The 17,548-nt window shown below is 67.5% G+C and carries 15 protein-coding genes and 1 pseudogene; 8 read left to right on the top strand and 8 right to left on the bottom strand.

Annotated features, from left to right (window positions below; all coding sequences use genetic code 11):
- Positions 1–9: 9 nt before the first annotated feature.
- Positions 10–579, bottom strand: a complete 570-nt coding sequence (locus tag Adu01nite_RS45075; protein ID WP_203735557.1) for a TetR/AcrR family transcriptional regulator — start codon at positions 577–579, stop codon at positions 10–12.
- Between the two features lie 56 nt (positions 580–635).
- Between Adu01nite_RS45075 and Adu01nite_RS45070 the strand changes: the two genes are divergently transcribed.
- The 5 genes from Adu01nite_RS45070 (at position 636) to Adu01nite_RS45050 (ending at position 6,119) form a co-directional block, all read left to right on the top strand.
- Positions 636–1,277 carry an NAD(P)-dependent oxidoreductase gene (locus Adu01nite_RS45070; protein ID WP_203735556.1) on the top strand — a complete coding sequence of 214 codons (642 nt, stop codon included), beginning with the start codon at positions 636–638 and terminating at the stop codon, positions 1,275–1,277.
- Complete coding sequence (locus Adu01nite_RS45065; RefSeq protein ID WP_203735555.1) at positions 1,274–2,182, top strand: SDR family NAD(P)-dependent oxidoreductase; 909 nt, start codon at positions 1,274–1,276, stop codon at positions 2,180–2,182. The genes Adu01nite_RS45070 and Adu01nite_RS45065 overlap by 4 nt, the downstream gene beginning before the upstream one ends.
- Before the next feature lie 449 nt (positions 2,183–2,631).
- Positions 2,632–4,536 carry a peptidoglycan-binding domain-containing protein gene (locus Adu01nite_RS45060; protein WP_203735554.1) on the top strand — a complete coding sequence of 635 codons (1,905 nt, stop codon included), beginning with the start codon at positions 2,632–2,634 and terminating at the stop codon, positions 4,534–4,536.
- Complete coding sequence (locus Adu01nite_RS45055) at positions 4,533–5,201, top strand: hypothetical protein (RefSeq protein ID WP_203735553.1); 669 nt, start codon at positions 4,533–4,535, stop codon at positions 5,199–5,201. The genes Adu01nite_RS45060 and Adu01nite_RS45055 overlap by 4 nt, the downstream gene beginning before the upstream one ends.
- 285 nt (positions 5,202–5,486) lie before the next feature.
- Positions 5,487–6,119, top strand: a complete 633-nt coding sequence (locus Adu01nite_RS45050; RefSeq protein WP_203735552.1) for a hypothetical protein — start codon at positions 5,487–5,489, stop codon at positions 6,117–6,119.
- A 148-nt stretch (positions 6,120–6,267) separates the two neighbouring features.
- Here Adu01nite_RS45050 and Adu01nite_RS45045 read toward each other — a convergent pair whose 3' ends face one another.
- Together Adu01nite_RS45045 and Adu01nite_RS45040 are read right to left on the bottom strand one after the other, a co-directional pair.
- Positions 6,268–7,017: a GNAT family N-acetyltransferase gene (locus tag Adu01nite_RS45045; protein ID WP_203735551.1), complete on the bottom strand. Its 750-nt coding sequence runs from the start codon at positions 7,015–7,017 to the stop codon at positions 6,268–6,270.
- A 10-nt stretch (positions 7,018–7,027) separates the two neighbouring features.
- Positions 7,028–8,104 carry an RNA polymerase sigma factor gene (locus tag Adu01nite_RS45040; RefSeq protein ID WP_203735550.1) on the bottom strand — a complete coding sequence of 359 codons (1,077 nt, stop codon included), beginning with the start codon at positions 8,102–8,104 and terminating at the stop codon, positions 7,028–7,030.
- A gap of 161 nt (positions 8,105–8,265) precedes the next feature.
- Here Adu01nite_RS45040 and Adu01nite_RS45035 point away from each other — a divergent pair, with 161 nt between their 5' ends.
- Both Adu01nite_RS45035 and Adu01nite_RS45030 read left to right on the top strand, forming a co-directional pair.
- The gene (locus Adu01nite_RS45035) at positions 8,266–11,241 is read left to right on the top strand and encodes an AfsR/SARP family transcriptional regulator (RefSeq protein ID WP_203735549.1); all 2,976 of its coding nucleotides are present in this window, start codon (positions 8,266–8,268) and stop codon (positions 11,239–11,241) included.
- Between the two features lie 79 nt (positions 11,242–11,320).
- Entirely contained in the window at positions 11,321–11,650 is a 330-nt protein-coding gene (locus Adu01nite_RS45030; protein ID WP_203735548.1) for an AMP-binding protein, read from the top strand.
- On the opposite strand, the gene Adu01nite_RS45025 is transcribed toward Adu01nite_RS45030, so the two are convergent.
- The 5 genes and pseudogenes from Adu01nite_RS45025 to Adu01nite_RS45005 form a co-directional block, all read right to left on the bottom strand.
- Positions 11,647–12,516, bottom strand: coding sequence for a hypothetical protein (locus Adu01nite_RS45025; RefSeq protein ID WP_203735547.1), 870 nt, complete (start codon positions 12,514–12,516; stop codon positions 11,647–11,649). The two genes, Adu01nite_RS45030 and Adu01nite_RS45025, sit on opposite strands and share 4 nt — an antisense overlap.
- A gap of 223 nt (positions 12,517–12,739) precedes the next feature.
- Positions 12,740–12,985 (bottom strand): annotated as a pseudogene (locus tag Adu01nite_RS48280) (transposase); the annotation flags it as partial.
- A 139-nt stretch (positions 12,986–13,124) separates the two neighbouring features.
- Positions 13,125–14,912 (bottom strand): hypothetical protein, encoded by a 1,788-nt coding sequence (locus tag Adu01nite_RS45015; RefSeq protein ID WP_239133197.1) that lies wholly within the window; start codon positions 14,910–14,912, stop codon positions 13,125–13,127.
- A 414-nt stretch (positions 14,913–15,326) separates the two neighbouring features.
- The gene (locus Adu01nite_RS45010; RefSeq protein ID WP_203735546.1) at positions 15,327–15,848 is read right to left on the bottom strand and encodes a DUF6036 family nucleotidyltransferase; all 522 of its coding nucleotides are present in this window, start codon (positions 15,846–15,848) and stop codon (positions 15,327–15,329) included.
- The gene (locus tag Adu01nite_RS45005; RefSeq protein WP_203735545.1) at positions 15,845–16,225 is read right to left on the bottom strand and encodes a hypothetical protein; all 381 of its coding nucleotides are present in this window, start codon (positions 16,223–16,225) and stop codon (positions 15,845–15,847) included. The genes Adu01nite_RS45010 and Adu01nite_RS45005 overlap by 4 nt, the downstream gene beginning before the upstream one ends.
- Positions 16,226–16,879: 654 nt before the next feature.
- Here Adu01nite_RS45005 and Adu01nite_RS45000 point away from each other — a divergent pair.
- A partial coding sequence (locus Adu01nite_RS45000; protein ID WP_239133196.1) for a recombinase family protein occupies positions 16,880–17,548 on the top strand: 669 nt, incomplete at its 3' end.

The following is a 17,548-nucleotide window of genomic DNA, read 5'->3' as shown; positions in this document are numbered from 1 at the left end:
GGTGTCAGCTCAGCGCGCGGTCCAGGTCCCGATCGCGGCGATCGAAGTTTCGATAAGCGTCGAGTCGGCGGGACCGTGCTCGATCGTGCAGCGGTAGTAGATCGGGCCGACGAGCAGGGCAGCGGCGTCGCGACCGGGCATGGCGAGACTGACTTCGCCGCGTACCTGGGCAGTGGCGAGAGCGCCGGCGAGGCGGTCGGCCAGGATCGTTGCGAACTGTGCACGCCGGGCGTCCATCTGCTGGTCCCAGAGCGCGGTGCTGGCCAGGGTGGTGGCCACGGCGCGTACATCGTCCAGCTCGAGCTGCCGGGCGAGCGTGGTCAGCTCACGCGTCAGCCACTGCCGGGTCGGGATGGTCGGGTTGGCGAGCAACGGCATCGGCACCGTGGCCATCGCCTCCGCGAGCAGCTCATCGGCGCGCGGCCAATGCCGGTAGACGGTCGCCCGGCCCACCCCGGCCCGCTCCGCCACCTGCGCGTGTGTCACCGCGACCGGGCCCTTCTCCAGAAGCAGCTCACGCGCGGCGGAGAGGATGGCCTGCTGGCTGCGCTGGAAGCGCGGATCCGACTCGGTGTTCACCACCTCATTCTACGAGACATCTTGACTCATAACATACCGCGGGCCATACTCAGGCTATGAGACAAGATGTATCACAGGCCCTGAAGATCGGCGTCGTCGGAGCCTCGGGGGCAACCGGGCGGCACGTGGTGGCTACCGCACTCGAGCGCGGACACATCGTGACGGCTTGCGTCCGCCGGAACGCGACATTCGCCAAGCAGGAACGGCTGACTGAGGCGATCTGGCCGGACGTCAACGACACGCCGGCGCTGACCGATGCCTTGACCGGCGCCGACGTAGTGATCAGCACTCTCGGTGGCGCCGCCGGCGGGCCGACGACGGTGTGCACCGACGGCATCCGTACGACACTGACGGCGATGACGGCGACCGGAGTTACGCGCTTGATCGCCGTCAGCGCCCACGGGGTGCTGGAGACCCACGACCGGTCGCTCTACTCTCTCGCGGTATGGGCCGGCGTGGCCGACCGGATGCGCGACAAGGAGACGATGGAACCGCTGATCACCGCTTCCGGTCTCGAATGGACGATCGTGCGGCCGCCGAAACTGTCGAATCATCCAGCCACCGGGAGCGCCCGGATCGGAACCGACCTGCCAATCCGGGTGTGGAGTTCCCTCAGCCGCGCCGACCTCGCCGCCTTCCTGATCGACGAGGCAGAAACCCCGCACCACGCACGGTCCTACCCTCGGATCACTCGATGAACGCCGCGATTCCCGACCTCAGGCACCACACCGCGGTCGTGACCGGAGCAACCGGCGGCATGGGGCAGGTCATCGCCGCCACACTGATCAACGCGGGCGCCCGCGTAGTCACCGTCGCCCGCAACCCGGCCCGCGCAGACGCCCTGCGCGCCCATATCGGCCGGGACAACGAGCGCCGGCTCGACATCATCCCGGGTGACCTGACCCGGCGCGAGGACCTCATCACGACAGCGCAGGTCATCGAGGACCGCTACGAACAGATCCACATCCTCGTCAACAACGCCGGTGCGCACTTCCCCGACCACCGGGTTTCGCCCGACGGCATCGAGATGCACATCGCCCTCGACTACCTTGCCGCTTACGGCCTCATGACCCGCCTGGACACACCGCTGCGGCGCGGCCGGGCACGCATCGTGAACGTCGCCAGCGACACCGTCAACGACACCCGCCGGGTCAAGCTCGCCCGAAAACCCCGCCCGGCGACCCTGGATCTGACCCACGTGGACGACCTGGCCGACCTCAACCCGCAAGCCGGATTCGTACCGTTCGAGGCCTACGCGCGGGCAAAGCTCATGACCGTCACCGCCGGCTATGCCCTCGCGCGCTCGTTCACCCCCGACGGTGTCACCCTCAACGCCGTACACCCCGGCATCGTCGCCACCGACATCATCGACGACCTGGTACCGCCACTACTGCGCCCGTTCGGCGCCATCATCCGCCGCACCATGCGCACTCCCGCCGACGGGGCTGGAACCGCGCTGCGCATCGCCACCGATCCCCAACTCGCCGGGGTCACCGCCCACTACTTCAACCAAGGCTCGGCTGCGGTCACGCCACCGGTCTCCCACGACCCCGCCGTCCAGCAGAAGCTCCTCACGCTCAGCGAGGCCCACTTCGCACGATGACCGCATACCGCCTGTTGTCCCAGTGGCACTGTTGTGTTGTTCCGGGACCAGGTCGGCGACCACGGCCGGGTGGGCCGCTGCGGCATCGGTCACCACCTCCGGCGCCACCTTGAACGACTTCAGCGCGGGTGAAGAACCGGCGAGCCGCGACGGCATCCCGCCGGGACAGCAGTACGTGGGGCTGTACCACGAACGGCACCTCTCTTTGTCAAGGCGTCGGTAGCAGAGAGGTCTTCGTTCGCGTACGGACCCGGGGCAAGCTGTCTGGACCCAAGGAAGGTTCTGGCGGGGTTCATAGGCCGACGACGACCCACCCCGCGACCATCGCGCAGGGCCTGGTGATCAGCCCGTAGGTTTGCTCGAAAGGACGCCCGAACGCCCCTGGCGGGTTTGGGCGCGGTCAGCAATCCTTCGCGGTAACACCCGTGACTTCGGGGAGGAGTCGTGCCATGACCGCCCCGGAAGGACCGATCCCCGGCCAGCGGATAGTCAAACCGGCGGATGCGCCCGATACCAACGTCCCGGGCCCGCTGCGGTTGCCCGCGGCCGGCAACGCCGCCATCGCCCGGCTGCTGCAGAGCGCGCCCTCGCCGGCCGCTCTCGGCGATCTGATGCAGCTCGCCGGCAACTCGCTGCTTGCTCGCATCGCCCTGCCGTCGGCCCCCGCCGGGGGAGCGCCCCCGGCCCCGGCCGGCCTGGCCGGCGGCGCCACCGGCAGCGAGATCGCCGACCTGCAGATGAAGCTCAGCCGGTTGCAGGCCTCGGCGGCCCCGCTGACCGAGGACGGCAAGTTCGGCCCGCTGACCGAGGCGGCCGTGCGCACCTTCCAGGGCAGCAACGGCCTGGAGGTCACCGGCCAACCCGACGCCGCCACCAGGACCGCGGTCGACACCGCGTTCGCTGCCCTGTCGCCCCCGGTGCGGGTGCAGGTCGCGCTGGGCTCCACCGGTCTCGACGTGGGCTTCGCTCAGCAGAAGCTCAACGCGGCCGGGGCCACCCCCCGGCTGGCGATCAACGGGGTCTTCGACAACACGATGCTGGGCGCGGTGATCGCGTACGAGATCGTCGCCGTCCACCGGTTCCCGCAAGGCATCGTCGACGCCACTGTCTGGGCCGCTCTTGACGCCGGCACCCAGGGCGGCTTCGTGGCCGACGAGGGCGCCAGCAACACCCCGATCGAGCAGCTCACCCCGAGCGGCACGGCCAACGCCCTGGGCGTGCAGGTGGCCGGCACGTCCCTGCACCCGGTCACCGGCGTCGGCGGCCTGACTTCGGGGCCCGCCGTGCACGAGCTCCAGCAGAAACTCAACACGGCGGGCGCCACCCCGCCGCTGAAGGACGACGGCTCGTTCGGGCCCAAGACGCGGGCCGCGCTGCAGGCCTTCCAGAACGGCAAGGTGCCGGTCACCGGCACGGCCGACGCGGCAACCTGGGCGGCCCTCGACGCGGCCGCCCCGGCCACGACGACCGGCTCCATCTCGCGGACGTGGGACGAGGTGGTCGGCGGCGCTACCTACGGCCTGACCTCGAACTACTCGTGGGAGATCCAGAAGACCCGGATGGTGGTCACCGCCAAGGTCAACTTCGTCGGCCTGGCTCCGCCCGCCGCCTGGTTCGGCCACGTGCCGGCGAAGTGGAACCAGTTCCAGGGCGTCGACCCCGCGACCGGCCGGACGATGCCGATCGACTTCCAGATGACCCGAGGCGGCGGGGGAGACTCCAACACGGTGGAGGTCAAGCGGGGCAACGACCGGGCCAACGCCGGTGAGTGGTACCTCGGTGACACCGACGCGGCCAACACCATCCCGCATGAGTACGGCCACCTGATCGGCCTGCAGGACGAATACCAGCTGCACCCCGCCGACTACGTGCGCGTCACCGGCCACGAGCCGCCGGTCGGCGACGCCGGCGGCCCGGCCACGCCGCCCGCGACCATCGCCACCGGGATCCAGGCGGCCATGGTGGCCCGCAGCGGCGTCGCCGCCAAGGCCGCGACGGTCGGCGCCGGACTCAAGCCGGGGGCCTACGCACAGCGAGTGGTCGCGGAATACGCCCTGCTCGCCCCGGTCAACCTGGCGGCGGTGGCGGAAGTTCCCGGGCCGCCCAAGATCACAGGTTTGCCCGCCTTCACCACCACCGGTGAAGTGCTCTCCGACCTCGACAACGCGCTGCGCGACGACCTGCCCCGCTACGACACGATCCAGGTGCTCAGCTATTCGAGCGGCTCCATCATGGGCGACCAGAGCCGGGTGAAAGACCCGCACGACCACGGCGCGCAGCCACGCCACTTGGCCCAGTTCATGACTATCCTCGGCCAGGCACTCGGCGGCACCTGGGAGGCGAGACGGCGATGATCCTGCGGTTCGAGATCACGAACGGCAGCCGGTCGCCGGCGCTGGCGGAGAGCGTCGAGCTCGGCGACGACGGCACGATCAGCGGGTGGCGCACGGTGAGCCCGGCCGGGGTCGGCTGGTTCGCCGGGCGGCTCCCCGAGGCCGAGCTGGCCGAGGTCCGAGCACTGGCCGGCGCGGTCAGGACGGCCCCCGCGCCGTCGCTGGCCCGGCCGGGGGCGTCGACCGAGACGCTGGATCTCGACGCGACCGGACCGTACTCGATCGCCGGAAGCCGAGACGGCCTGGCCGTCGCCGCCCGGTGGTTGGTGCAGCGCCTGACCGATTTTCCGAGAGCGGCCGTGACCGTCACGCATCCGTCTCCGGAGGTCGCCCGCCTGGAGCATCGCGGCACCGAGCCGCTGCGTCTCGACCTGACCTCGGTCGCGGTGAGCGCGGCCGTCTGGCGTGGCTACTACGAGCCGGCCGGCACCTGGTCCGGCGTGATCGGCGGGCCGGGCGAGATGGAGGCCGGGCCGGGGTGGACCCTCGACCTGCCGCTCGAAATCGACGCACCCGCCGACCCCGGCATTACCGTCCACCTGGCCGTCGACTTCGCCATCCGGCACGGCGGCTCGTCCATGCCGGTCGAAGCTCGCTACGAGCCGGACATCGAAGCGCCGGAGTGAGGCCGCGCCGGCCCTTTCCGGCCGGCGCCGGCCCCGCGGGTGCCGAAAACCTCATCCATCCTGGTCACAGCCATTTTGATCGTCGAGGTGTGCGGGCGGCCGGGTCGTGCGGGCGGCCACCGCCGCCCCGGCGGGCACGTCGGTGCTGGTCGCCGACCCCGGCGATGCGCTGGTCGCGTTGTTCGTGCCGGCGAGCTGACCGAAAGGCGAGGGGCCGCGAGGCGTCGGCCTCGCGGCCCGGCGAGAACCTACCCCTCCGGGGTACGAGCGATGAACGGAGACACCATGGCGATCACCGGAGACGACTTGTTCTGGGAGCTCGTCGAACCGATGTACGCCGATCTGGCGGTACAACGCTCGACGATGATGGGGCTGCCATGCGTACGCCTGCACGGCAAGTTCTTCGCCTCGCTCGACCCCCGCACCGGGGCACTGCTGGTCGAGCTGCCCGCCGACCGGGTCGGGCAGCTCGTCACCGCGGGCGACGGGGAGCCGTTCGCCCCCGCCAGCCGGGTGTTCCGCGAGTGGGTGGCTCTGCCCCGGCCGGACCGGCGACGGTGGCACGCGTTGCTCACCGAGGCCCGCGACCACGCCGCCGGCACCGGCGTCGTGCACCAGGCAAGCGCCAACGGGTTCCCGGGATTCGGTGCCGCCGGGTTGACGTTCCTGGCGCACTGGAACGCGACAACACCAAACGCTGTCCGGAAGGCGAGCGCCGCGTCCTCTCGCGGTCATTCCGAGGGGAGCTGTAGCGGCTCAGGGCCATGCACGACGTCGTCACGCACAAATGGCACGTCGGGTAGGCGCAGGCGGCTCGGCTGCTGCGTTCTGGCATTCCGGACGCATACGCTGCGGGGTTCCGCGACAGCGGGCACTTCGCCCACCTCGAGGAGGCCGAGCGCTTCAGCTATGTGGTGATGGAGTTCGCCCGGCGGGTCTCCGACGGGGGCCCCGGCGAGTTCGTTCGTCCCGGCCGTGTCAAGGGGCGGCCGGCCACGTGCTCCTCGGCGACGTTCGACATGACGCCGCCCGGCCGGATGGGTCCGGCCGGGCGATTCACGCCGGATCACTCGGGTAGTTGGTAGAGATCGTAGTAGGCCACGGTCTGGAAGCCGATCTTCTCGTAGACCGCAAGGCCGTCACTGCTGGACTGGAGGGTGGCGAATCGCCGGCCGGTTTCCCTGGTGATCCGCAGCGCCTCCAGGGTCAGCGCGGCCGCGATGCCGCGCCGGCGATAACCGGGGTCGGTGGCGATGGTGTAAAGGCCGCCGACGTCCGCGGTGCCGAGGGAAAGCGTGCACGTGCCCACGGTCTTGCCGTCGACGACGCCCGCGAGCCGCACCATGTCGGGATAGAAGTTCAGCTCCCTTTCGACGACGGGGCCTAGGTCGCCGGTGACCCCGAGCGGCCCGGCCCAGGTTTCGACGTACCGCTGGATCTCGGCCGGTTCCACGGCGAGGTGGATGCTCAGGCCTTCCGGGACTGCCGGAGCGGCGACCGTGGTGACGTCCACCGCCATGATCGGCGTGTGACTGATCTGCTTCGCGCCGTGCGCCAGCAGGCTCTCGGCTATGCCCTCGTCGCTGTCCTGCTGCACCCACCAGCTCCAACGGGAACCGGTCAGCCGTTTCCTGGCTTCCACGATCGCCTCCTCGATCGGCTGGTTCCGGACCCGCAGCACCCCATTGAGCAGGACGTGCTGGATATCGGTCCGATAGATCGGCAGGTCGTCGTCGAGTGAGCCGCCGCCGTCCCAACCGCTCCAATAGCGGCGGTTGGCAGCCAGTTGCGGCTCCAGATCGTGGATAGATTTCATGGTCATACCCTCAGGAGTCGCTGCGCCCGGGGAAAGTTCGATCGTCGGAGCGGTCGGCTTTCGGCGGCGCCGGTCGTGGCGTGCGCATGAAGCGCACCTCGGTCACCATGCCATCGTTCTCGTGGAGCAGCCAGGTGGCGCCCGGTGGGCAATGGAACGGGTCATCCGGCGGGTTGATGAACGCGTTTTCCCAGATAGTGACGCCGGCGCCAGCCACCACCCCGGTAATCCTGTGACCGACGCCGGCGTCGTAGTCCAGCCGGAAGGTGTCGATGAGCGGTTGCAGTCCGACTGTCCGGGTTCCGTCCGGCCAGAGGAAAGCCAGATCCTTCGCCCAGCGACGCGCCACGCGGTTCATGGGCACGCTGTCCGACACCGCGGACAGAACGGAGACCGCCTCCTCGCAGCGCTCGGCGTGGAGGGCGGCGGTGGCGTCATGACTTTCGTCGCTGGTCAGGGGCAGGACAATCGCCAACTGCCGCCGAGCCTCGCTGAGCCGGCTGCGGACGGTGCCGACCGGGATCCCGCAGAGCGTCGAGATCTGCTCGTACGAGTTGTTCTCGGTGAAGTAGCGCAGCATCGCCACGGTCTGCGTGGCCGGTGTCAACTGCCGCAGAGCGTGCCAGATCCAGTCACGCTGAGCGCTGCGTTCAATGCAGGTGACCGGGTCGTCCTCGGCTGAGGCGAGCAGATTCTCGCCGGCCACCCCGACGGCGACGGGCCGACGGGTGCGCAGGAACGCCCGGCAGTTGTTGCGCACGATGGCGTGCAGCCACGGCCGTACGGCGGAAGCGTCCCTCAGATCGCCGATCCGAGCGAAGGCGATAATGGAGGCGTCCTGACAGGCGTCCTCCGCATCGGGCACGTGGCCCAACATCTGGTACGCCACGCCCAGCATGCCCGCATAGTGCAGCTGGAACAGCAACGTGAAGCTGCGCGAGTCGCCCTGTTGGGCAGCGTGAACCATTTCCTCCGTTTCACCGGCTGACACGGGTCCGGTGGTTCTGAGGAGCATGTAAGGACGGTAGCCCAGGCGGGTGGAAAACTTCTTCCTCGGCGGGTCGAACTTCGCGCCGAGACGATGCATCAGCAAAGCATGTGCCCCCACACCACGCGGCTCTCCGCCTGTTCGGCTCACAACCAATCAAGTACTTGTCCACCAACCTTCTCTAGTCTTCGCCGTGATTTTCGGCCCTCGACGGCGAGGAGAGCGGCATCGGCGACGACCGCCAGAGAAGAGGCGACGGCATGACCGGCCCGACCACCCATCCTTCGCCCGACGAGGGGGACGAGACTTTGCGTCTGCAAATCATGGGGCCACTACGCCTCTGGCGTGGCAAGAAAGAGCTCGACGGCGGGCCCCGTCAGCAGCGTTGTCTGCTGGCGCTACTCCTGGCCCGCGAGGGACGGCCGGTCAACACCAATGAGCTGGTCGATCTGATCTGGGGCGCGGACGCGCCGGCCAGCGCGGTGAACGTCATCCATAAGTACGTCGGTACGCTGCGTCGGCTGCTCGAGCCCGACCGGCGGCTACGTACCTCGGGCACCTACCTGTTGCGGCATGGGAACGGATACCGTTTTGCCGCGGGCCAGACGGCACTCGACCTGGTCATGTTCCGCCGGCACGTCACCGAGGCGAGGTCCAGCCAGGCCCGCGGGGAGCTCGATCAGGCGCTCGATCACTATTTGGATGCCCTCCGGCTGTGCCACGGCCCGGCGGGTGACGCGCTCGCGGACAGCGCTGCCGCGGCCGCGACCTTCGCCAGCATCGACGGTGAGTTCTTCGACGCTGTGACCGCTGCCGCGGACGTTGCCGTGCAGGTGCGGCGGCCGACGCGGATGGTCGCCCCGCTACGGCTGGCGGCGCAGATGAGCCAGCTGAACGAGCCGGTTCAAGCCAGCCTGGTGGCGACGCTCGCCGCCTCTGGTCACCAGGCCGAGGCATTGTCCGTCTACAGGGCGATCCGGATGCGTCTCGCCGACGAGCTCGGTATCGACCCGGGCCATGATCTGCAGGCCGCTCAGCGGCGGGCGCTCACCCAGGAGACGATGCCGCCGGCCGGTCTCGAAGCACCGGTGCCCGTGCCGGCCCGGCCGATTCCGCTGGTGCGCCCGGCTCAGCTTCCGCCCGACCTCCCGCTGTTCGTCGGCCGCGACGCCGAGCTGAGCGCTCTGCACCATCTGTTCAACGGGATGCGCGATGCCGGCCGGACCAGCCCGCTGGTCATCGCGATGGACGGCATGGGTGGCGTGGGCAAGTCGACACTGGCCGCGCGCTTCGCGCACCTGGTGAGTGACGACTTCACCGATGGGCAGCTGTATCTCGATTTGCAGGGTCACCTCGGAGAGGATGAGAGCGTTCCGGCGGGCGAGGCTCTGCGTTCTCTGTTGTATGCGCTTGGAGTGCCCGCGTCCGACGTGCCGGACACGTTCGACGCGCGGGTCGGCATGTACCGCAGTCTGACGGCGTCGCGACAGGTGCTGGTCCTGCTGGACAACGTGCGCGACGCCTCCCAGGTACGCCCTCTGCTGCCGAATTCGTCGGCGAGCCTCGTGCTCATTACCAGCCGCCGGTCCCTGGTCGGCCTGGCCGCGTTCGACGGAGCCCACCTTCTGTGGGTCGACCTACCCGCTCTGCCGGACGCCCGCGCGTTGCTGGAACGCCGACTCGCCGGCCTGCCGGCCCGGACACCCGATGCCGGCGGGGACGCGCGGATCGTCGACGAGATCATCGAACTGTGCGGCCGGCTCCCGCTGGCGCTGGCCATCCTGGCCGCTCGGATCGCCGCCCGCCCGCGCCTGTCGCTGGCCACCGTCGCCGCCGAGTTGCGCAACGGCGCCCGCCGGCTGGAGGCCTTCCCCGGCGGCCGCGGCCTCAGCGATCCCCGTACGGCGTTCTCCTGGTCCTACCAGCAGCTCAGCTCCGGCGCCGCTCGGCTGTTCCGGCTGCTGTCGGTCGCTCTGGCGCCGGGCGCCACCGCGGAGGCCTGCGTAAGCCTGTCCGGCCACCGCGCCGACGACACCCGGGCCGAACTCGCCGAACTCGCTGAAGCGGCACTGGTCACCGAGCACGAGAACGGGCGCTTCACCTCACATCCGCTGGTGAAGGCGTATGCGGAGGAACTCTTCCAAGCCGAGGAATCGGTGACCGAACGGGAGGCGGCGCTCACTCGCCTGCTCCAGTACTACCTGCACAGCAGCTTCAACGCTCAGGTGGCGCTGAAGCCGAACCGTACGCCGATCGCACCGCCCCCGGCACTGCCCGGCGTTGTGCCCGCGCGGTCAGCGACCTACGACGAGGCCATCGCATGGTTCGCGGGACAGCGGGAGGAGCTCAAGGACGCGGTGCGGCTGGCGGCCGACGCCGGGTTCGGCATCATCCCCTGGCAATTGGCGATCACCATGCAGCAATACCTGCAGTGGGCCGGATACTTCCAGGACTGGGAAGACACCATGAGGGTGGCTCTGCGCGCGGCCCGGAAGAGCCACGACGCTGTCGGTGAGGCGCATGTGCTGCGCAGCCTCGCCGGCGCCCGGCACTCATTCGATGCCAACGAGGAGTCGATCGCCCTGCTCGCCGAGGCTCTGCGCATCTTCAAGGACCAGGGGATGAGTCTCGAGGAAGCCCTGGTACACAACAACTACTACCGCCTGTACCGCGCGATGGGCCGGCACGACCTGGCGCTCGAGCGCAGCGAGAGGGCTCTGTCATTGTTCCGCCTCCTGAACAACCGCCGGGGCGAGACTGTCAGCTTGTTGTTCATCGGCATGTCCCGGACCTCCCTGGGACGGCTCGACGAGTCGGACGAGGCGCTGCGGGAGGCGTTGAAGCTCACCCGGGAGAACGGCAGCAGCCTTGAGGAGCGCGAGATCCGGACCGCGATGGCCCGCAATCTGGCGGAGAACGGCCGCATTGAGGAAGCGGCCGAACAGCTCGAGCTTTCGGTCGAGATGTCGCGGCAAGCCAGTGATAGCCCACAGCTGTTCGGCACGCTGTGGCAGTTGACCGACATGTTGATCTCGGCCGGTGACGTCGCCGGCGCTGAACGGGCATTACAACGTGCCCGTGCCGTCCTCGAGGAACTGCAGGACGGTGGCACAGAGCGCATGCGTTCCGCCCTCGCCGCCCTCGCCGAGCGGATCTCCCAGCGCTGTCATGGGCAGGCCCGGTCAGGTTTCGCCGGTCTTCTGCTTTCCGACCATTCCGAAAGCCGCCCTTCGTGAATGCGGACGCGACCGGCGGAATGCGGGCGGAAGTCTTCATCCACTCGGTGTCCAGAGTGCGTGAATAGCATCGCTTTCGATGTTTAATCTTGCCATGCTCCTCGACGGCAGCACCCGCAATCAACCGGACCGGACCGCGGTGGTCGTGAACCCGCAGGACTGGACCTACGCCGACGTCGACGCACAGGCCCGCAGGGTTGCGGCCCTGTGCGTCGAGCGCGCCATCGCACCGGGAGACCGGGTGGCGCTGTCCTGTCCGAACATCCAATGGTTCCCGGCTATCTACTACGGGATCCTCATTGGAGTACTCCGGTTTCGTGAAAAGCGTCGCAACTTCACCTCGCCGGAGGTCTACTCATTGATCAAGCCGCCACGCCGCGTCAACAACGGTCGTGATCACTACAGCTAGACGACCACCCTGGACAAGGCGCTCCGGACAAAAGGAATGATAGTGAAGAGGTAGTCGCCGCTCTCGATGGTAACCCCCCGAATCGCGCCCCAAGCCGCGGACAATTTGACGCCGAAGTTCTTTACGCTTTGAGCGACTGTATTCAAAAGCGTCGGAATCGTATTCTTCCCCCACTTGAGTGCAGCCTCACCAAAAGCACTGAGCCCGGCCGAAACCAAGACGTTGACAAGCGTGTTACCCCACTCTTCTGCGCTCGCCAGCTTGTGGTCGAAGCCCTGCAGAATGACGTCCTTTACCAGCTCTGCCACTCCGCCGCTGAGTCCACCGCAGAACGGCGTAAAACCGGCTGCCGGGAAGGCGGCTGCGCACAAACCATAGGTCGTCACCAGGGCTACGAACGCGGTCAAATTCGCGATTGTAGTCTGCCACCAGTTAACTTGGGTGGTCACTTCGCCCTTGGTGACGGTTACGGTGAGTATGTAATTGCTCATGGAGATCGAGCCGTTGAACTGGGTGTTCAAAAACCTTTCCTGGAAAGGCGCGTGTGCGGGCAGCGCGGCGAGCGTCTGCTGCATGTACACCCCGATACCCTTATTCCGTGCCTCGGAAAGGATTTCGTTTATTGCCACCTTGCGGTATTTGGCGCTACTGAAGTCGGCCGTTATTTTAATAACTCTACTGGACGACAATGGGACGTTACCCGACGGTGATCCTGTCCCAACCGTAATTGGGGCACCCGTATTCGGGGCAGCCGTAATTGAGGTAGCGGCCGCTGAAATCGCGGCCGAGTTCACATCTGCGTGCGCGCTGACAGCGACGCTGCCTGCCACCACAACTGCGGCGGAAGCCAGGACGGCAACGAGCATCCTCTTCTTTCTCAGAACGTTCTCCTAAGGTAGTGTTGAATTCGCTGCAGTGTCATGGCGGTCGCACGGCTCTCGCCGCAATCACGTAAATAAATAGGCATTACGACCAGAACTACTCAACACTCACTGCAGCTTTCCATTCTGGTGAGCAGCCTAATGAGCCGGACTTGACGAAAACTTACTTGCGGCTCCGGCAGGAGATCCGTTTTAGGGTTCGGTGAGGGCGGAGTTCGTTGACGGTGATGTCGATCAGGCCGTCGGGGCTATCGGTGCCGGCCGTGGTGGCGGCAGCGAGGAACGCGTGGGCGGCGATGACCAGGGTGGTCCAGCGATGCCAGGCTCTCCAGCGGCGATGCTGATGTCGGTCCAAACCGAGGCCGGTTTTGGTGGCCTGGAATGACTCCTCGATGCTCCACCGCCGTCCGGCGACCGCGACGAGTTGGTGCAGGGCAACGGTTTCGGGTGACCAGCGATAGCTGCGGCCACCACGGCGAACGCCTCTGCCCGCGCATCCGCGAGCACAGAACCGACTCCACGGAACCCGGGGAAGATCATCAGGTCCACCAAACCGGGGGAAGCTCATGTCGAACCGGGACTCAGGACGCCCGTCAGTCAAGGCTGAGCAGCACGTCCCCGCCGATCTCTCGCCGGGTGATTCCAGGCCCGGTACGCGCCTCCAGGGCAGCCTCGAACGGCGTGCCGACGACCCGATCGCGCAGCACCACCACGCTGCGGACGCCAAGTTGGCGCAGTCGGTCGAGACTGGCCTCGCTGGGAAAGCTGTGCATTACCTCCCGAATCGCCCGCCGTTCTGGGCTTTCATAGCTTGCTGTTCCATTCACCATGGTCGGGAAGCGAACTGTCGACCAAAGCATGGCGGTGCTGTCGAACGCGTCGTCTGTGGGCAGCACGATGAAGGGCGCTGTCGCAGCGGCCATCGCTGCTGGTTCGCCCGGCTCGGTCACGTGCGCAAGGTTCGGTATGCCCTCGAGAAGCACCATTATCAACAGGGGTACGGTCACCACTCGGGCCGCAGCTACTGACCACTGCGGCAGGGTGACGTCGCGAGCGACCGTCGCGAGCCGCGTGACGAAGCCTGCGGCGAGAACAGCTAAGCAGATGGTCGGCCAGAGAATCAGCCTGCCAGGAGTCCGCCCGCCGTCGAAGCCGTGAACATAGAGGAACAGCAGCCGATACGTCGGGCCGTGGGTGCCCATCGCGCACAGCACCCCGAGGACCGTGCCGGTCAGCAGCCCCAGCCGTTGCCGTACCGACCATACCGACAGGAACAATCCCCCGAAGGCCAGCAGGTACAGCATGTATCCGCAGAGCAGCTCCTTCTCGTTGTCGGCGTTGCCGAGGGCGGCCCGGGCGGCCGCCTGCGGCGTGCCCCAGAGCGAGGAGGCGGGGGCCACCAGCAGGCTGCGGGGAATCGGCGAGAAGGTCGCCACGTAGTCCCACTGACGTAGCACGTCCGGGTAAAGGTCGCGGACGTGCTGGTAGATGTATGCGAGCGATAGGGTGGTCGCAGTAAAGAACAGGCCACCGGCGAGGTCGCCGACGATCAGCCGCCGCGGCAGCGGAGGGCGGCCACGCACCACCCAGCTCGTCACCGCGGCGAGGCACGCCACGGCGAGCAGGTAAACGAACGGCAGGCCGATGCCGAAGCCCAGACTGACCTGCCAGCTGGCGACCAGCCAGCCGGCCATCGCCCAACCTGGGCGCACCCGGTCCCGGCGATAGCCGTCGGTCATCGACCAGCCGTGGCCACGGGCAAGCATCGCGAAGGCGAGGGTGATACCGCCACTGGACAGGATGTTCAGGTGCCCGACATGACCGTAACGCCACGGGGCGTAAGCCAGGGCCGCGCCAGTCACCGTGCCCGCCACCCGATCGGCACCAAGCTGGCGAACTAACGTGTAGCCCCCGAGAAACACCAACGCGAACGTCAGCACGAACAAGATGTTGTAGCGCAGCATCGCGGCCGTCACGCCATTACCCAACAGCCCGATCGGCGCGTAGCCGAGCAGCATGTCGCTGAACGCCAAGGCGTCTTTGTCGGGATAGAACGCATTGGTGTTCCAAAGCCCGCTCAACCCGTGCCGTAACGCATGCCCGTCCCAGGCGATGAGCCACGCCTGCGCCGCTGGGTCTCCGCCGTCACCGGCGAGCGTGCGCGCTGGATTACCTACGGTCGCCGGCTTGACTCCACCAGAGATCAAATCGCTGGCGTACCACGGCAGCAGCCACGTCATCATGATCGCGAGCAACGCCGATCCGACCGACGCCAACGTCCACTCGTGCCGGAGAAAACCCGTCAGCCGGGCGCTCCGGACGGCCGGCTCGGAGCCCCCGGCTGCGGATTCGGTCACCTCTTCAACGGCGACATCGGACACGCGCACCCCTCAGGCTGTTGCCGGCCAACGCGAAGTGACGCTGCTCAGAAACATGCCCATTCGCCGTAATGCAACGATCGGCTCTCGATGTCCCGAGGGCTGAGCCGCATTCGGGGCGGCCCTGACCTCCCTCAGCGGATGCGGGGGTGCCATCGTTGATACGGCTGTCTTGGTGGTTGCTGCCACGCCGGCCGCACGAAGAAGGCTCTGGGCTTTCATCCTTCTACTCTCAGGCTTCACGCCTGGACAGGGACTTGACAATGACTTGATCGGAGACGGCCGATTGCACGCCTTGGGTTCACGAACGCGCCCGGAAAGCCGAACGCGCCGACGCCACCCGTATCAGGGTCCGTAACGCGAACGGCTGGCGGGGATCGCCCTGAGCTTTGGGGGCGTTTGTGGAACGAGGTCGTATCAGGCGAACAGATCTTCGAGCATCGCTCGGGATCTACCGGCGAGTTGCTCGCCGGGGAAGAACTGTGTGCAGAGTTCGAGGGCCGCGTCGACCGTGGTTATCCCGATGATGGTGGCCAGGGCGCGTAGGTCGTCCTCGTCGCGGCTGCGGGCCGCGAAGGCCTTCATAGCGAACACATGTTCCGGTGAAGCAGCCATCACCCTGATACCGGGATGGTCGAAGACCTCACGTCTACCCGCGTCCTTCTGGGTGGAGACGTAGGCGCTCGCCTGCTCGTTGAGCCACCACGGCGGCAACCCCATCGCCTCTGCCACGTTGCGGGCCTCTTCCAGGACCACGCCGTGCGGGACGAACGTTGCATCGACGTCGCGGGTCACTCGTTGGGAGTCGTAGGCGAGTGCCATGGCTGCTCCGCCCACGATGAACAGGTCGGCGACGACACCTCGGCGGACCAGGCGATCGCCGAGCGCGGCGAAGGCGCGTTCCAGCTCGGCCCGGCCCAGCAGTCCGTCGTCGCTCACGCAGCTTCCAGATCATGAGACGAGAGATACACGCCGTGCTTGCGGAATGCCGCCGGCGCCCAGACCAGCGCTTCCATTCGCTTGGACGGCAGCGACGAGGGAAACCACGGAGTCGCCAAGACCCGCGACCGCGTCCACTCGGGCGGAGAGCAGTCAACCTCGGACGCGAGATGCTCCGCCAACGCTCCCAGGAGCACGTCCCACCGCTGGTCCCCGGTCGGCGATGGTTCCTCCAGCAACAGCGCGGCCCGCTTCTCGACGGGCTCCCACCGATACTCTTCGAGGAACTCCCAGACGTGCTTCCATTGGATCTTCTCGTCCGCCTGACGGGAGAGATGACGGGCAAGCCCAGCGAGCGTCATCGCCTCATAAGTCATTGCTCGCTGCGCCTCCTTCACCGTCCGCAAGACCAATCTTAGAGAGGCAAGTCGTGGCAGCTCAGCCGCGCCTGTACTGAACACGGTAAGTAGGGCAGCGACAAGGACCTGCAGTGCGGCTGGGTTGTGCTCTGCTGGGAGTTTACGTGGTATTTAGGGCGTATCCCACGATTTTGAGCCTGAGTACTTCACCGTTTGCAACGCGATGAGCGACCGGCGATGTCGCGAAGTGCGGCGTTCTCCATGCCGCCGGATACGACTGTCAGCCGCTTCGTTGGCCACTGGCTCCCATTCGTTGCCGCCCGTGATCCTGGTCGCCCGCGACGCGCAGATGCACACCTGCAATGGGCCCCCGATCGAGGGTCTGCCGTATGGCAGACGAGTGCAGCCTCAGCAGTCCGGTCGCTCGTAGGAGGTACAACCCTCGTCGAGGTGACCGTGGCCAGGGTGAAGTCGCTGATGGGAGCCGAGACCCGAGACCCGCTGGTGCTATAGAAGAGTGGCGGCTTGCTTCCTGGGATCGCGGTGATCGATATGCCGTCGACAGTGGTTTCACCTCCATCAGCCTGGTCGTTCAACGCTTGGCTGCAGACACCTTCTGCAGCGGTTACGCGGCAGCGGGGGCGGCGTTCTGGCTCGCTGCGTTCGGTCGGATTGCGGTTCGCGTTCTACGGACGGATCTCGACGGCTGGCTATCAGGATCCGGTGTCGTCGCTGTCATGGCAGTCCGAGGCGGCCGACCGGCTGGTCGCTGGTCGGGGCCGGATCGTGGTGAAGTATTTCGACACCGGTGTCTCGCGGAGTCTGCCGTGGCCGCGTCGGCCCCAGGCAGCGGCGTTGCTGGCGGCAGCCGCGGATCCGAACCGAGAGTTCGATGCGGTGGTGGTGGGCGAGTTCGAGCGGGCATTCGCTGCTGGGCAGGCCCAGCCGATCATCGTGCAACTGAACGCCTATGGGGTACAGGTGTGGCTGCCGGAGGTGCAGGGACCGATTGACCTGAGCGAGCCGGATCATCGGGCCATCCTGATGATGCTGGGCTACCAGTCTGAACGAGAGGTGCTGCGTAACCGGTTCCGCACCACCGCGGCGATGGCGGCGCAGGTGCGCGAGCAGGGCCGGTTGCAGGGTGGCCGGCCGCCGTACGGGTACCGGCTGGCGGATGCCGGCCCACACCCGAACAAGGTCCATGCCGGGTGGGGCCGCCGGTCGCACCGGCTTGAGGTGGACCCGGTGACTGGCCCGCATGTGCGGTGGATCTTCGCCCGCAGGTTGGATGGGTGGAGCGCGGCGGGGATAGCCCGAGGGCTGAACGAGCGGCGGGTG

Origin of the sequence: Paractinoplanes durhamensis, from assembly GCF_016862175.1 — a bacterium.
Lineage (GTDB): Bacteria > Actinomycetota > Actinomycetes > Mycobacteriales > Micromonosporaceae > Actinoplanes > Actinoplanes durhamensis.
Note: the sequence above shows the minus strand (reverse complement) of the source record. Positions and strands in the feature narration are given on the sequence as shown.

Coding starts and splice junctions, on each gene's coding strand:
- Adu01nite_RS45055 (WP_203735553.1), top strand. CDS start 4,533: ATGATCCTGCGGTTCGAGATCACGAACGGCAGCCGGTCGCCGGCGCTG.
- Adu01nite_RS45050 (WP_203735552.1), top strand. CDS start 5,487: ATGGCGATCACCGGAGACGACTTGTTCTGGGAGCTCGTCGAACCGATG.
- Adu01nite_RS45035 (WP_203735549.1), top strand. CDS start 8,266: ATGACCGGCCCGACCACCCATCCTTCGCCCGACGAGGGGGACGAGACT.
- Adu01nite_RS45065 (WP_203735555.1), top strand. CDS start 1,274: ATGAACGCCGCGATTCCCGACCTCAGGCACCACACCGCGGTCGTGACC.
- Adu01nite_RS45005 (WP_203735545.1), bottom strand. CDS start 16,225: ATGACTTATGAGGCGATGACGCTCGCTGGGCTTGCCCGTCATCTCTCC.
- Adu01nite_RS45070 (WP_203735556.1), top strand. CDS start 636: ATGAGACAAGATGTATCACAGGCCCTGAAGATCGGCGTCGTCGGAGCC.
- Adu01nite_RS45025 (WP_203735547.1), bottom strand. CDS start 12,516: ATGCTCGTTGCCGTCCTGGCTTCCGCCGCAGTTGTGGTGGCAGGCAGC.
- Adu01nite_RS45030 (WP_203735548.1), top strand. CDS start 11,321: ATGTTTAATCTTGCCATGCTCCTCGACGGCAGCACCCGCAATCAACCG.
- Adu01nite_RS45040 (WP_203735550.1), bottom strand. CDS start 8,104: ATGCATCGTCTCGGCGCGAAGTTCGACCCGCCGAGGAAGAAGTTTTCC.
- Adu01nite_RS45045 (WP_203735551.1), bottom strand. CDS start 7,017: ATGAAATCTATCCACGATCTGGAGCCGCAACTGGCTGCCAACCGCCGC.
- Adu01nite_RS45060 (WP_203735554.1), top strand. CDS start 2,632: ATGACCGCCCCGGAAGGACCGATCCCCGGCCAGCGGATAGTCAAACCG.